12 protein-coding genes are annotated in these 15,413 nt (G+C 55.6%); 9 read left to right on the top strand and 3 right to left on the bottom strand.

Annotated elements, in window-relative coordinates:
- Positions 1–39 precede the first annotated feature (39 nt).
- On the top strand, positions 40–570 hold the full coding sequence (nusG, locus tag SJY29_RS12595; RefSeq protein ID WP_055296201.1) for a transcription termination/antitermination protein NusG: 531 nt from the start codon (positions 40–42) through the stop codon (positions 568–570).
- 69 nt (positions 571–639) lie between these two features.
- On the opposite strand, the gene SJY29_RS12590 is transcribed toward nusG, so the two are convergent.
- A complete protein-coding gene (locus SJY29_RS12590) occupies positions 640–1,209 on the bottom strand; it encodes a hypothetical protein (RefSeq protein WP_400083504.1) in 570 nt (189 codons plus the stop codon).
- 2 nt (positions 1,210–1,211) lie between these two features.
- A complete protein-coding gene (locus SJY29_RS12585) occupies positions 1,212–1,724 on the bottom strand; it encodes a cytochrome b (RefSeq protein WP_400083502.1) in 513 nt (170 codons plus the stop codon).
- 274 nt (positions 1,725–1,998) lie between these two features.
- Between SJY29_RS12585 and rplK the strand changes: the two genes are divergently transcribed.
- Both rplK and rplA read left to right on the top strand, forming a co-directional pair.
- Complete coding sequence (rplK, locus tag SJY29_RS12580; protein WP_055296198.1) at positions 1,999–2,424, top strand: 50S ribosomal protein L11; 426 nt, start codon at positions 1,999–2,001, stop codon at positions 2,422–2,424.
- Positions 2,424–3,122 carry a 50S ribosomal protein L1 gene (gene rplA / locus SJY29_RS12575; RefSeq protein ID WP_400083500.1) on the top strand — a complete coding sequence of 233 codons (699 nt, stop codon included), beginning with the start codon at positions 2,424–2,426 and terminating at the stop codon, positions 3,120–3,122. Before rplK ends, rplA begins: the two co-directional genes overlap by 1 nt.
- On the opposite strand, the gene SJY29_RS12570 is transcribed toward rplA, so the two are convergent.
- Positions 3,119–3,454 (bottom strand): hypothetical protein, encoded by a 336-nt coding sequence (locus SJY29_RS12570; RefSeq protein ID WP_400083498.1) that lies wholly within the window; start codon positions 3,452–3,454, stop codon positions 3,119–3,121. The genes rplA and SJY29_RS12570 overlap by 4 nt on opposite strands.
- A 332-nt stretch (positions 3,455–3,786) precedes the next feature.
- Here SJY29_RS12570 and rplJ point away from each other — a divergent pair, with 332 nt between their 5' ends.
- The 6 genes from rplJ (at position 3,787) to SJY29_RS12540 (ending at position 15,404) form a co-directional block, all read left to right on the top strand.
- A complete protein-coding gene (rplJ, locus tag SJY29_RS12565) occupies positions 3,787–4,299 on the top strand; it encodes a 50S ribosomal protein L10 (protein WP_110278197.1) in 513 nt (170 codons plus the stop codon).
- A 68-nt stretch (positions 4,300–4,367) separates the two neighbouring features.
- Complete coding sequence (gene rplL, locus SJY29_RS12560; protein WP_055296195.1) at positions 4,368–4,742, top strand: 50S ribosomal protein L7/L12; 375 nt, start codon at positions 4,368–4,370, stop codon at positions 4,740–4,742.
- Positions 4,743–4,988: 246 nt separating this feature from the next.
- Positions 4,989–9,128 carry a DNA-directed RNA polymerase subunit beta gene (gene rpoB, locus SJY29_RS12555; protein ID WP_110278198.1) on the top strand — a complete coding sequence of 1,380 codons (4,140 nt, stop codon included), beginning with the start codon at positions 4,989–4,991 and terminating at the stop codon, positions 9,126–9,128.
- 85 nt (positions 9,129–9,213) lie between these two features.
- Positions 9,214–13,461: a DNA-directed RNA polymerase subunit beta' gene (rpoC, locus tag SJY29_RS12550; protein WP_400083496.1), complete on the top strand. Its 4,248-nt coding sequence runs from the start codon at positions 9,214–9,216 to the stop codon at positions 13,459–13,461.
- 151 nt (positions 13,462–13,612) lie between these two features.
- Positions 13,613–14,491 carry a LysR family transcriptional regulator gene (locus tag SJY29_RS12545; protein ID WP_110278200.1) on the top strand — a complete coding sequence of 293 codons (879 nt, stop codon included), beginning with the start codon at positions 13,613–13,615 and terminating at the stop codon, positions 14,489–14,491.
- Between the two features lie 91 nt (positions 14,492–14,582).
- Entirely contained in the window at positions 14,583–15,404 is an 822-nt protein-coding gene (locus tag SJY29_RS12540; protein WP_400083494.1) for a putative hydro-lyase, read from the top strand.
- Positions 15,405–15,413 lie beyond the last annotated feature (9 nt).

Below are 15,413 nucleotides of genomic sequence, written 5' to 3'. Positions count from 1 at the left end.
GCGGCCCTGTGGCTGCGTGACGACAAGGTGCTCTGACAGATGGCCAAACGTTGGTATTCGGTAAGCGTTCTCTCAAACTTTGAGAAGAAGATTGCAGAAGCGATCCGCACAAAGGCAGAAGAGCAGGGGCTCAGCGATCAGATCGATGAGGTTCTGGTGCCGACCGAGGAAGTGATCGAGATCCGCCGCAACAAGAAAGTGACTGCCGAGCGCCGCTTTATGCCGGGTTACGTTCTAGTCCATATGGAAATGTCGGATGAGGGCTATCACCTGATCAACTCGATCAACCGCGTCACAGGCTTCCTTGGCCCACAAGGCCGCCCGATGCCAATGCGCGATGCCGAAGTACAGGCAATCCTTGGCCGCGTCCAAGAGGGTGAAGATGCGCCACGCACGCTCATCCACTTCGAGATTGGCGAGAAGGTCAAAGTCAACGATGGTCCGTTCGAAGACTTCGACGGTATGGTCGAGGAAGTCGACGAAGAGAACCAGCGCCTGAAGGTGACGGTCTCTATCTTTGGCCGCGCCACGCCGGTCGAGCTGGAGTTTACGCAGGTTTCCAAGCAGTAACGGAGACCGCAGCAATTGAAAAAGGGGAGCGTCGGACGCTCCCCTTTTTTGTTTCTGCTGTTGTGTTCTTTAGGACAGCGAAAGCACAACCTGAGTGCCGTCTGCTGTCAGCGTATAGTCAGGGATCGACAGGTATTCGCCTTCTGATGCGCCAGCGACCCCCATGCCGACGGCATTATAAACCGATCCGTGCCGCGACCCGCGGTCAAGGCAGGCAAAGGGCGCGTCCGGGTTACCTGTCAAACCAATCGCCTTGCCACGATGCGTACACAGCAGGTTTACGACAAAGTATTCAGGGTTCTGTACCGTGCCCGCCCGATCATTCGCCGCGCCAAAGGCGACCTGCTCTGCCGTGCGCCGATGCACCGCCACATATTGCATCATGCCCGTTGTCGAAAACTCCGCGTCATCTGTGGGGCGCGCGATCACGGCGACTTCACCGGGTTGCAAGGCCGATATCTCGACCTCGGCTGCGCCTGCAGAGACTGTAATCAACTGGTTTTCACCTGTGGGGCGGTCTTCTGGCAGGCCGGCCCATTCGGCCTCGAAATTTGTTTGCGCGTTCAAGATCGCAGGGCAGAGCAAAACGGCTGTGCTGGAAATTGTCGTCATCACATGGCGGCGGGTCATTTTTTGCATAGTCATTCCTTTCGTGGGGTGAGGGTCATATTCGACAAGGGCAAATCTTTGTCCCAAAACCGGTGTTTCAGAACGGCGATGATGTGGATGGCAAACAGCGCCAAAAGGATCCATTTCAACGTGAAATGCGCCTCAAGAAACCACTCGCCCGTATCCGAGCGCGCAAAGCCTTGGTCAACGGCGGCGATCAGCAGGGGATCGCGCAGGCCCGAGGCGGCGATATATCCGGTCACCAGATAGGCGATAAGGCAGATATAAAGCCCGACATGGACGATTTTCGCCATGACAGCCTCGAGTGGATGGTGGGGTTTGGCGGCTGGTGTTGCAGGGTGCCAGAAGCGTGCGATTACGCGCGCAATAACCAGCACGATAAGGATCTGGCCCGATATCTGGTGCAGTTGCATCGTGCCTGCATCAACCCAATCATATGTATAAGCGAGGCCCGTCAACACCATCACGAGCAGAACGGCAGCAGTGAGCCAGTGAAAAATGATTTGAGCTTTTGTATAGGTCATAACGCTTTCCTTTGAGATCGATTTATTACGGTTTCCCTAAAGGCAACGCCGTGGTGGATCACGTGGGCGTTATTGGCTGCCGCAACGATGGATTTTCAGTGCATTCGTGCCGAAAACCACTTGCTAAATGGGGGTTGCCCGACTAAACGGCGCACTTGTCGCCCTTGAGGCGGCACTCATGTGGGAGGCGAGGGGCACGCGTGCGCCGGACCGGACCACACAACGAAAAGCCCTGCGGTCGCGACCAAAGGGCGTTGGAATAGGAGATGGCTTCATGGCCAAGAAGATTATGGGTACGCTCAAACTGCAGGTTCCTGCAGGCGCTGCTAACCCTTCCCCACCCGTCGGCCCAGCATTGGGTCAGCGCGGCATCAACATCATGGAATTCTGTAAAGCGTTCAACGCCAAGACAGAAGGCATGGAAAAGAATGCCCCGTGCCCGACAGTAATCACCTACTATCAGGACAAGTCGTTCACGATGGAAATCAAGACGCCACCTGCGTCTTATTACATCAAGAAGGCCGCGAACCTGAAGTCTGGCAGCAAGACACCTGGCAAGGATGTTGCCGGTACAATCACAGGCAAGCAGGTTCGTGAAATCGCAGAAGCGAAGATGAAGGACCTCAACGCGACGTCCATCGAAGGCGCAATGCTGATCATCGCGGGTTCCGCTCGCTCTATGGGCATCGAGGTGAAGTAATGGCAAAATTTGGTAAGCGTACAACTGCAGCACGTGCTGCATTCGCAGGCAAACAGAACGTCACAGTGTCCGAAGCGGCTGCTTTGGTGAAAGACAACGCCAACGCAAAGTTCGACGAGAGCGTCGAAATCGCAATGGTGCTGGGCGTTGATCCACGTCACGCCGACCAGATGGTTCGCGGCACAGTGAACCTGCCACATGGTACAGGTAAAACCGTACGCGTGGCTGTATTCGCACGCGGCGAAAAAGCGGAAGAAGCGAAAGCGGCTGGCGCAGATATCGTTGGTGCAGAAGACCTGATGGAAACTGTTCAGGGCGGCAAAATCGATTTTGACCGCTGCATCGCGACACCTGACATGATGGCCGTTGTCGGTCGTCTGGGTAAGGTTCTGGGCCCGCGCAACCTGATGCCAAACCCACGCGTTGGTACAGTGACCATGGACGTCAAGGAAGCTGTGGAAGCAGCAAAGGGCGGTCAGGTTCAGTTCAAAGCGGAAAAAGCTGGTGTTGTTCATGCCGGTATCGGCAAATCCTCTTTCTCTGCACAGCAGATCGAAGAGAACATGAAAGCCTTTGTTGACGCGGTTGGCAAAGCCAAACCGACAGGCGCAAAAGGCACCTACATGAAAAAGATCTCCGTCAGCTCGACAATGGGCCCGGGCGTCTCTGTTGATGTCGCGTCTGCGACCGGCAACTAAATTCCTGTCTTCAGTTTGAAGCAATCTTCGGCAGGCCAATTTGGCCTGCCGTTTGCATTTTTGCCTTGCAGTGACTTGTAACAAGGCAGATCGCGCGTTCGGTTCTGGGCCGGTCCGGACGGACAGACAGCAAACCGGTAACTTGCGCTGGCACTTGTGATCTGCTGCACGTGGTCTACGGGGATTGCCATCAATTCAATGATTGTATCACCGATCCGGGCAAAGATTTCTGTTGTCACATCCCGGTTCAAAATAGCAAGAAACGCGTCACCGCCGACGCGATGGCGGCAAAGTCTTATTTGTTGTTCATTTCGCGTCTTATCTGCCGACACCGTTACGGCAGGTTAGTGTGGAAAGGTCCTCGTGACAAAAACCCTTATTAAATCAGGTGCGGCACTTGGCATTCTGCTCATAGACTACTAAACGGTCACTCAGGCCCGCGCGATTGATTCGTCTGGGCCTTTATTCGTCCGAGACGGTGGGTTGGCCTTATGCCATTAATTCCTGCCTGAGACGGGAAGACCAGAATTCTTGAGGCTCTCCTCAGTTCCCTCTGGCTCGCCCCGTTTGCACATGGACTGTAGACTGTTGGGCGGCCTGAGCCGTTTGACAAAAGTAGAGCCGGTGCCGGGATCAAATCCGGCGCCAAACTTGGAGTAAAACTGTGGATAGAGCACAAAAAGAACAGCTGGTCGACGATCTCGGCCAGATCTTTGAAAGCTCTGGCGTTGTAGTGGTTGCCCGCTACGAAGGCATGACAGTTGCTGAAATGCAGGACCTGCGCGCGCACATGCGTGAAGCAGGTGGGTCCGTGCGCGTTGCCAAGAACAAGCTCGCCAAAATCGCCCTCGAGGGCAAGCCATGCGCAAGCATCGCCCAGTACCTCGAAGGCATGACTGTACTCGCTTACTCTGAAGACCCCGTCGCTGCGGCGAAGGTTGTCGACAAGTATGCCAAAGAGAATGAAAAACTTGTCATTCTCGGCGGTGCTATGGGCGATACAGCGCTGGACGTCGCTGGTGTGAAAGCGGTTGCCGGTATGCCATCACGCGAGGAGCTTATTGCTTCTATCGTGGGCTGCATCGGTGCACCTGCAAGCAACATCGCCGGGGCCATTGGCGCGCCTGCTTCGAACATCGCAAGCATTCTCTCAACAATCGAAGAGAAAGCTGCATAAAGCATCTGAATTGACTTGGGGGCGTGCCCTCACGTTGGAACACACTTAAAACGAACGGAAAGCATAAAATGGCTGATCTGAAAAAACTGGCTGAAGAGATTGTTGGTCTGACACTTCTCGAAGCACAAGAACTGAAAACCATCCTGAAGGACGAGTACGGCATCGAGCCAGCAGCCGGTGGCGCTGTCATGATGGCTGGTCCTGCTGGTGACGCTGGTGCGGCTGCAGAAGAGAAGACAGAATTCGACGTCGTTCTCAAGAACGCTGGCGCATCCAAAATCAACGTCATCAAAGAAGTCCGCGGCATCACAGGTCTTGGCCTGAAAGAAGCCAAGGACCTCGTCGAAGCTGGCGGCAAAATCAAAGAAGGCGCGTCCAAGGACGAAGCCGAAGAGATCAAAGCAAAGCTGGAAGCAGCTGGCGCAGAGGTCGAGCTGGCCTAAGCCCGCTTTTGGCGAAGCACAATTCGCCCTGTAAACAAGGCTGGACTCGCATTTTGCGGGTCCAGCCAAACCTGTCTTAGAGGTCGGCCAATGCGTTGACCGTCCTCTTGGGTAGGTTCCAAAAGTCGGGAGGGTGCCGGTGGGACGGCAGCCACGAATAGACTTTAGAACCCCCGGTCAAATGGGTGAAGCGTCGCGGCCCGGGCGATGTGGAACTCGAGAGACAAACAAAAGGTGACACCGCACATGGCTTCTACTTTCCTTGGTCAGAAACGCCTGCGTAAGTACTACGGCAAAATCCGTGAAGTGCTTGAAATGCCGAACCTCATTGAGGTTCAGAAATCCTCCTATGATCTGTTCCTGCGCTCCGGCGACAGCGACACGCCACTCGACGGCGAAGGCATCAAAGGTGTCTTCCAGTCGGTGTTCCCGATCAAGGATTTCAATGAGACAGCCGTCCTTGAATTCGTGAAGTACGAGCTGGAAAAGCCGAAATACGACGTTGAGGAATGTCAGCAGCGCGATATGACCTATAGTGCGCCGCTCAAGGTGACCCTCCGTCTGATCGTGTTTGAAGTGGACGAAGACACAGGCGCAAAGTCTGTCAAAGACATCAAAGAGCAAGACGTATTCATGGGCGATATGCCTTTGATGACACCGAACGGCACTTTTGTCGTAAACGGCACCGAGCGCGTAATCGTATCCCAGATGCACCGCTCGCCCGGCGTTTTCTTTGACCATGACAAGGGCAAAACCCACTCTTCTGGTAAACTCTTGTTTGCCTGCCGCATTATCCCATACCGCGGTAGCTGGCTTGATTTTGAATTCGACGCCAAGGACCTCGTGTTCTGCCGGATCGATCGCCGCCGCAAACTGCCTGTAACGACGCTGCTTTACGCGCTGGGTCTGGATCAGGAAGGCATCATGAATGCCTACTACGATACCGTCGAATACAAGCTGGACAAAAAGGGCAAGGCTTGGACAACCAAGTTCTTCCCAGAGCGTGTTCGTGGCACACGTCCTGTCTTTGATCTGGTTGATGCGAATACCGGTGAAGTCATCGCGAAAGCCGGCGAAAAAGTTACGCCGCGTTCGGTCAAGAAGCTGATTGATGCAGGTGACGTCAAAGAGCTGCTGGTGCCTTACGAAAACATCGTCGGCAAGTTCGTCGCACAAGACATCATCAACGAAGAAAACGGTGCGATCTACGTTGAGGCCGGTGACGAGCTGACACTCGAGATGGACAAGGATGGCGAAGTCATCGGCGGTACACTCAAGGATCTGGTCGATGCAGGCATCAAGACGATCCCTGTTCTGGATATCGATAACATCAACGTGGGCGCCTACATGCGCAACACGATGGCCTCGGACAAGAACATGAACCGCGAAACCGCGCTCATGGATATCTACCGCGTGATGCGTCCGGGTGAGCCGCCGACCGTTGATAGCGCGTCTGCGCTGTTTGACACGCTGTTCTTTGACAGCGAGCGGTATGACCTGTCCGCTGTTGGCCGCGTAAAGATGAACATGCGCCTCGATCTGGATGCCGAAGACACCATGCGCACCCTGCGCAAGGAAGACATCGTCGCCTGTATCAAAGCATTGGTCGAACTGCGTGACGGCAAGGGCGATATCGACGATATCGACCACCTTGGTAACCGTCGTGTGCGGTCCGTTGGCGAATTGATGGAAAACCAGTACCGCGTTGGTCTGCTGCGCATGGAGCGCGCGATCAAAGAGCGTATGTCTTCTGTCGAAATCGACACTGTGATGCCGCAGGACCTGATCAACGCCAAACCAGCCGCGGCTGCGGTGCGTGAATTCTTTGGCTCTTCGCAGCTGTCGCAGTTCATGGACCAAACCAACCCGCTCTCCGAAGTGACGCACAAGCGTCGCCTTTCGGCGCTTGGGCCCGGCGGTCTGACACGCGAGCGTGCGGGCTTTGAGGTGCGCGACGTGCACCCGACCCACTACGGCCGTATGTGTCCGATTGAAACACCGGAAGGTCCGAACATTGGTCTGATCAACTCGCTGGCCACTTTTGCCCGCGTGAACAAATACGGCTTTATCGAAACACCTTATCGCAAGGTCACAGACGGCAAGGTGACGGACGAAGTGTCCTACATGTCCGCGACCGAGGAAATGCGTCACACTGTGGCGCAGGCCAACGCGAATATGGCGCCTGATGGGTCGTTCAACAACGAGCTGGTGTCGACACGCAAGAATGGTGACTACACACTGTCCCCACGCGAAAACGTGGACCTGATCGACGTGTCGCCAAAGCAGCTTGTCTCTGTTGCGGCGTCCTTGATCCCGTTCCTCGAAAACGACGACGCCAACCGCGCCTTGATGGGCTCGAACATGCAACGTCAGGCGGTACCACTCTTGCAGGCCGAGGCCCCGTTGGTGGGGACCGGTATCGAAGAAGTGGTTGCGCGCGACAGTGGTGCGGCGATTATGGCGAAACGTGGCGGTATCATTGACCAAGTTGATGCGCAGCGTATCGTTATCCGTGCGACATCCGACCTTGAGCTGGGTGACGCAGGCGTTGATATCTACCGTATGCGCAAGTTCCAGCGTTCGAACCAGAACACCTGCATCAACCAGCGTCCGCTGGTGAAAGTGGGTGATACGGTGCAAAAAGGGCAGGTGATTGCTGACGGTCCGTCCACCGATATCGGTGAATTGGCCCTTGGTAAGAACGTGGTCGTCGCGTTTATGCCGTGGAACGGCTATAACTACGAAGACTCCATCCTGATCTCTGAGCGTATCGTGCGCGACGACGTTTTCACCTCGATCCACATCGAGGAATTCGAAGTCGCCGCCCGTGACACTAAGCTTGGGCCAGAGGAAATCACACGCGATATTCCAAACGTCGGTGAGGAAGCCCTGCGCAACCTCGACGAAGCGGGGATCGTGTACATCGGTGCCGAAGTTGGCCCTGCAGATATCCTTGTCGGCAAGATCACACCAAAAGGCGAAAGCCCGATGACGCCGGAAGAAAAGCTACTTCGCGCCATCTTTGGTGAAAAAGCATCGGATGTGCGTGACACATCGTTGCGTCTGCCACCGGGTGACTTTGGTACGGTCGTAGAAGTACGCGTCTTTAACCGCCACGGCGTGGAAAAAGACGAACGTGCCTTGCAGATCGAGCGTGAGGAAGTTGAACGCCTCGCCCGTGACCGCGACGACGAGTTGGCGATCCTTGATCGCAACATCTATGCGCGTTTGTGGGACATCATCTCTGGCAAGAAAGCCGCCAAGGGGCCGAAGGGCTTCAAGGCTGGTTCGATTGTCTCTGAGGAAAGCGTCGCAGAACTGTCCCGTGGACAGTGGTGGCAGCTTGCCATGGAAGATGAAGATGATGCGAAAATCGTCGAAGCACTGAACGAACAGTACGAAATCCAGAAGCGTGCAATGGATGCGCGGTTCGAGGATAAAGTCGAGAAAGTGCGCCGCGGCGATGATCTGCCTCCGGGTGTGATGAAGATGGTCAAAGTCTTTGTGGCGGTGAAGCGCAAGCTGCAGCCCGGCGATAAGATGGCCGGTCGTCACGGCAACAAAGGTGTTATTTCCAAGGTTGTGCCGATGGAAGACATGCCGTTCCTTGCGGACGGGACACCGGTGGACTTCTGTCTGAACCCGCTGGGCGTGCCATCGCGTATGAACGTCGGTCAGATCCTTGAAACACACATGGGCTGGGCCGCGCGCGGTCTGGGTATCCAGATTGACGAAGCGCTGGGTGAATACCGCCGCTCTGGTGATCTGACACCTGTGCGTGAGGCGATGCGTATTGCCTACGGCGATGATGTCTATGAAGAAGGCATCGCTGGCATGGACGAGGAAAATCTGGTCGAAGCAGCAGGCAACGTCACACGCGGTGTGCCGATTGCGACGCCTGTTTTCGATGGTGCAAAAGAGGCTGACGTGAACGACGCGCTGACGCGTGCCGGTTTCGACACCTCGGGTCAGTCGGTTCTCTTCGACGGTCGTACGGGCGAGCAGTTCTCGCGCAAAGTGACCGTGGGCGTGAAGTACCTGCTGAAACTGCACCACCTTGTCGACGACAAGATCCACGCACGTTCCACCGGGCCTTACAGCCTTGTCACGCAGCAGCCTCTGGGTGGTAAAGCCCAGTTCGGTGGCCAGCGTTTCGGGGAGATGGAAGTCTGGGCACTGGAAGCATATGGCGCGGCTTACACCCTGCAGGAAATGCTGACTGTGAAGTCGGATGACGTGGCAGGGCGGACGAAAGTCTACGAAAGCATCGTCAAGGGCGAGGACAACTTCGAGGCCGGCGTGCCGGAATCGTTCAACGTGCTCGTGAAAGAAGTCCGGGGTCTCGGCCTCAACATGGAACTCCTGGATGCGGAGGATGAGGAATAGTCAAAGTCTCCTTGAGACTTTGCGGGCAGACTTTCGATGAAAGTCTGCCTCCCTCCCCAACGCACCCCAATTCAAGGAATTGAAGATGAACCAGGAACTGACAAACAACCCGTTTAACCCGCTCACACCGGCAAAAACGTTTGACGAAATCAAGGTGTCGCTGGCATCGCCCGAGCGGATCCTGTCGTGGTCCTTCGGCGAGATCAAAAAGCCCGAGACCATCAACTACCGTACGTTCAAGCCCGAGCGTGACGGTCTGTTCTGCGCGCGTATCTTTGGCCCGATCAAAGACTACGAATGCCTCTGCGGCAAATATAAGCGCATGAAATATCGCGGCGTTGTCTGCGAAAAATGCGGTGTGGAAGTCACCCTGCAAAAAGTCCGCCGCGAGCGGATGGGCCATATCGAACTGGCCGCACCTGTGGCACACATCTGGTTCCTCAAGTCGCTGCCATCCCGCATCGGCCTCATGCTGGACATGACGCTGCGTGATCTCGAGCGGATTCTGTATTTCGAAAACTACGTGGTGATCGAACCCGGCCTGACCGACCTGACCTACGGTCAGTTGATGACTGAGGAAGAGTTCAACGACGCACAGGACCTTTATGGCATGGACGCGTTCCAAGCCAATATCGGCGCCGAAGCGATCCGCGAAATGCTGGCCCAGATTGATCTTGAGTCCGAGGCAGAGACACTGCGCGCTGACCTCAAAGAGGCGACAGGCGAATTGAAGCCCAAGAAGATCATCAAGCGTTTGAAGATCGTCGAAAGCTTCCTTGAAAGTGGTAACCGCCCCGAGTGGATGGTTCTGACCGTCATCCCTGTGATCCCGCCAGAACTGCGCCCGCTTGTCCCGCTTGATGGTGGCCGTTTTGCGACCTCTGACCTCAACGATCTTTATCGTCGTGTGATCAACCGCAACAACCGTCTGAAGCGTCTGATCGAGTTGCGCGCCCCTGACATCATCGTCCGCAATGAAAAGCGGATGTTGCAGGAATCCGTTGATGCCCTGTTCGACAACGGCCGTCGTGGCCGTGTCATCACAGGTGCCAACAAGCGTCCGCTGAAATCGCTGTCCGACATGCTGAAAGGCAAGCAGGGTCGCTTCCGTCAAAACCTTTTGGGTAAGCGCGTCGACTTCTCGGGTCGTTCGGTCATCGTGACCGGTCCGGAACTGAAGCTGCACCAGTGTGGTCTGCCGAAAAAGATGGCGCTCGAGCTGTTCAAGCCGTTCATCTATTCGCGCCTTGAAGCCAAGGGTCTGTCTTCCACAGTGAAGCAAGCCAAGAAACTGGTGGAAAAAGAGCGTCCAGAGGTTTGGGATATCCTGGATGAGGTCATCCGCGAACACCCTGTCATGCTGAACCGTGCGCCAACGCTGCACCGTTTGGGCATTCAGGCGTTCGAACCTGTGCTGATCGAAGGCAAGGCAATCCAGCTGCACCCGCTGGTCTGTTCCGCTTTCAACGCCGACTTTGACGGTGACCAGATGGCGGTTCACGTCCCTCTGAGCCTTGAGGCCCAGTTGGAAGCGCGCGTTCTGATGATGTCGACAAACAACGTGCTGTCTCCTGCCAACGGTGCGCCGATTATCGTGCCATCACAGGATATGATCCTCGGGCTCTACTACACCACCATCATGCGTCATGGCATGAAGGGTGAGGGCATGTCCTTCGCGGATATCGAAGAGGTTGAACACGCATTGACCGCTGGCGAAGTGCACCTGCACGCCAAGATCACCGCGCGGATGATCCAGATCGACGACGAAGGCAACGAAGTGATGACGCGCTTTGAAACCACACCGGGCCGTTTGCGTCTGGGTGCGTTGCTGCCGCTCAATGCCAAGGCGCCGTTTGCGCTGGTCAACCGCCTGCTGCGCAAGAAAGAAGTGCAGCAGGTCATCGACACCGTTTACCGTTACTGCGGTCAGAAAGAATCTGTCATCTTCTGTGACCAGATCATGACCATGGGCTTCCGTGAAGCTTTCAAGGCCGGCATTTCGTTCGGTAAGGACGACATGGTTGTGCCCGATACCAAGTGGGCACTGGTCGATGAAACACGCGAGCAGGTCAAAGACTTTGAACAGCAGTACATGGACGGCCTGATTACACAGGGCGAAAAGTACAACAAAGTTGTCGATGCGTGGTCAAAGGCCAACGACAAAGTCACCGACGCGATGATGACCACAATCTCGACCACACCGCTCTTGGCGGATGGTGCCGAAGGTGAGCCTAACTCGGTTTACATGATGGCCCACTCCGGTGCGCGTGGTTCGGTCACACAGATGAAGCAGCTGGGCGGTATGCGCGGCCTGATGGCCAAGCCGAACGGCGAGATCATCGAAACGCCGATCATCTCGAACTTTAAGGAAGGTCTGACCGTTCTTGAGTACTTCAACTCGACCCACGGTGCCCGCAAGGGTCTGTCGGACACGGCGTTGAAGACTGCGAACTCGGGTTACCTGACACGTCGTCTCGTGGACGTTGCCCAAGACTGCATCGTCCGTGAGGTCGATTGCGGAACCGAGCGTGCGATCACGGCAGAAGCCGCCGTGAACGATGGTGAAGTCGTAGCGTCTCTGGCCGAGCGCGTGCTGGGTCGTGTGTCTGCGGATGACGTCATTAAGCCGGGCACGGACGAAGTGATCGTCGAAGCAGGCGAGCTGATCGACGAGCGTAAGGCCGACATGATCGACATGGCCGCGATTGGCAAAATGCGTATCCGCAGCCCGCTGACCTGTGAAAGCGAAGATGGCGTTTGTGCGATGTGCTATGGCCGTGACTTGGCCCGCGGTACCCGCGTGAACATCGGCGAAGCTGTTGGTATCATCGCGGCACAGTCCATCGGTGAACCCGGTACACAGCTGACAATGCGGACATTCCACATTGGTGGTGTTGCCCAAGGTGGCCAGCAGTCGTTCCTCGAGGCCTCACAGCCTGGTAAGATCGAATACCGTAACGCACAGCTGCTTGAGAACGCAGCGGGCGAAATGGTTGTGATGGGCCGGAACATGGTTCTCGCGATTGTCGGTGAAGAGGGTGAAGAGCGCGCGACCCACAAGGTTGGCTATGGCTCCAAAGTGTTCGTCAAAGAGGGCGCATCTGTGCTGCGCGGCGACAAGCTCTTTGAATGGGATCCCTATACACTTCCAATCATCGCCGAGGCCTCTGGTACAGCCAAATACGTTGATCTGGTAAACGGTATCGCAGTCCGTGAAGACACCGACGATGCAACGGGTATGACCCAGCGCATCGTGTCTGACTGGCGTGCGGCACCGAAGGGCAATGAGCTTGCTCCGAAGATCATCGTTCTTGGCAAGGATGGCGAAGTTGTCCTCAAAGAGGACGACAACCCCGTTGCGTATCCGATGTCTGTGGATGCTGTTCTGTCGGTTGAAGACGGCGAAGAGATCAAAGCGGGTGATGTTGTGGCACGTATCCCACGTGAGGGTGCCAAGACGAAAGACATTACCGGTGGTCTGCCACGTGTGGCCGAACTGTTCGAAGCCCGTCGTCCAAAGGATCACGCAATCATCGCTGAAATCGATGGCTACGTGCGCTTTGGCAAGGACTATAAGAACAAGCGCCGCATCGCGATTGAGTCTTCGGATGATGCAGACGTGAAGGTCGAATACATGGTGCCCAAGGGCAAGCACATTCCGGTTGCGGAAGGTGACTTTGTCCAGAAGGGTGACTACATCATGGATGGCAACCCTGCCCCGCACGATATTCTTGCGGTTATGGGGGTCGAGGCCCTTGCGGACTATATGATCGACGAGGTGCAGGACGTTTATCGCCTGCAGGGTGTGAAGATCAACGACAAGCACATCGAGGTTATCGTGCGCCAGATGCTCCAGAAGTGGGAGATTCAGGACAGCGGTGACACTGTTTTGCTGAAAGGCGAGAACGTCGATAAGGCCGAGTTTGATGAAGCCAACGCCAAGGCACTGGCACGGGGCGACCGCCCTGCGACAGGCGAGCCGATCTTGTTGGGTATCACCAAGGCGTCGTTGCAGACCCGTTCGTTCATCTCTGCGGCATCGTTCCAGGAAACGACACGCGTTCTGACCGAAGCATCGGTGCAGGGTAAGCGTGACAAGCTGATTGGTCTCAAAGAGAACGTGATCGTTGGTCGCCTGATCCCTGCGGGTACTGGTGGTGCAACACAGCAAATCCGCCGTGTTGCTGCAGATCGGGACAATGTCGTGATCGAAGCACGCCGCGAAGAGGCCGAAGAGGCCGCACGCCTTGCAGCCCCGATGGAGATGGCAGCACAGTCCGAGGAAGATCAGGTCTTTGGCACAGCTGTTGAGACGTCCGAGGACGACGCATAAACAAGCGTCTTTCTGAGCAAAGAAAGGCCCTCGCTTTGCGGGGGCCTTTTTTGTTGTGTGCTTGCGCCATTGACATGCCACAGACATCAGTAGGCATATTTTGTTTGCATTATCATATTGCGCCCATTGTGATCCATTATATGGATGAGGCATGACATTTGATCAGATTAAAACCTTCCTCTGGGTGGCGCGCCTTGGTGGCTTTCGCAAAGCGGCTGAACGGCTCAACCTGTCACAGCCTGCTGTGTCGACACGTATTTCAAATCTGGAGCAGGAACTTAGGGTGCCGTTGTTTGAACGCGGTTTGGGTGAACCGGTTCTGACAAAACACGGCGCGCTTTTGCTATCTTACGCCGAGCAGATGTTGTTCGTTGAAGAAGAGATCAAGCAGCGCGTGGCGAACCCTTCCGAAACAGAAGGCCTGTTCCGTGTTGGAGCATCCGAAACCATTGCTCAAGCTTGGCTGCCTGATTTTCTGAAAGCCTTTAGTGAACAATACCCGCGCGTAAATGTAGACCTGACGGTCGATATTTCGCTCAATCTACGTGCCGACCTCGTGGAGCGAAAACTTGATCTGGCCCTGCTGATGGGGCCGGTTTCAGAGTTTTCGATTGAAAACGTATCTCTGCCAACCTTCGATCTGAGGTGGTACCGCGGCGCATCCAACCCACAAGAGGATCTGAGCCAGATCCCGATTATTTCTTATTCAAGCCAGACCCGGCCGCACCGTGAACTGATGTCGGAACTGTCGCGTCGGATCGGGCCGAAGCTGCGGGTCTATTCTTCGGCTTCTCTGTCTGCGAGCCTCAAGATGATCGCAGCGGGAATCGCCGTTGGTCCTTATCCGCGCGCGCTGGCTGATGACCTGTTGTCGGCGGGCCAGATTGTTGAATTTGATCCGGGCTTTCGCCCCAGTCCGCTGGATTTTACGGCCTCATATCTATCCGAACCACGCAGCTTTCTTATTGAAACCAGTGCGAAAATTGCCCGCACCGTAGCGCAAGACTGGGATGTTCGGCATGTTCGCTGAATTCAGAAATTTTATAGGTATTGATATAAAATGATAATTTGCATGGAACGGTCCGCGCATGTGATGCTTTGCAAAGAAGAGCGGAGCTGCCATGAACGCGAAACCTGTTTCCCATACCGACCTGATCGCCGCCACGGCGATTGAAGTGCGTGCGGCGATACGGTCAGGGGCGTATACGGGACACACAGCGGGGCTGGCGGCAGGCAAACTACAATGCAATCTCGCGATCTTGCCAGAGCGTTATGCGCTGGATTTCCTGCGGTTTTGCCAGCGCAACCCCAAGCCTTGTCCGGTGGTCGGTGTGAGCGATACCGGCAATCCGGCGTTGCCAACGCTGGGCCGTGATATTGATATCCGGACTGATGTTTCGAAATACCGTGTGTTCCGGGATGGCAGACTAAGTGAGGAAGTCACGGAGATCAGTGATGAATGGACTGATGATCTTGTGACGGTTGCGCTAGGATGTTCCTTTACCTTTGAGAATGCGCTGCTGCACGCGGGTATTCCGGTGCGTCATATCGAGACAGGTTTGAATGTCCCGATGTTCCGCACCAACATTGATCTGGAGCCAGCCGGCCGGTTTCACGGTCAAATGGTCGTAACCATGCGCCCTATTCCTGAAGATCAGGTTGCCCAAGCGCATGAAATCAGTCGCCGTTTCCCTCAGGCTCATGGTGCGCCGATTGCCGTCGGTAATCCGGAAAAGATCGGGATTGCGGATTTGATGCAGCCTGATTGGGGGGACGCGGTTGAGATCAGGCGCGGCGAAGTGCCGGTTTACTGGGCCTGCGGTGTGACACCTCAAAATGTCCTGCTGGATGCGGGGCTGCCGCTCTGCATTACCCATTCCCCTGGTCATATGCTTATCGCCGATGTGGCCGAAGACGCGGAAACAACAATTCTAAAACAATAAACAAACGAT

Origin of the sequence: Yoonia sp. R78084 (assembly GCF_044595625.1) — a bacterium.
Classification (GTDB): Bacteria; Pseudomonadota; Alphaproteobacteria; order Rhodobacterales; family Rhodobacteraceae; genus Yoonia.
This window is presented reverse-complemented; position numbering and strand designations above follow the sequence as displayed.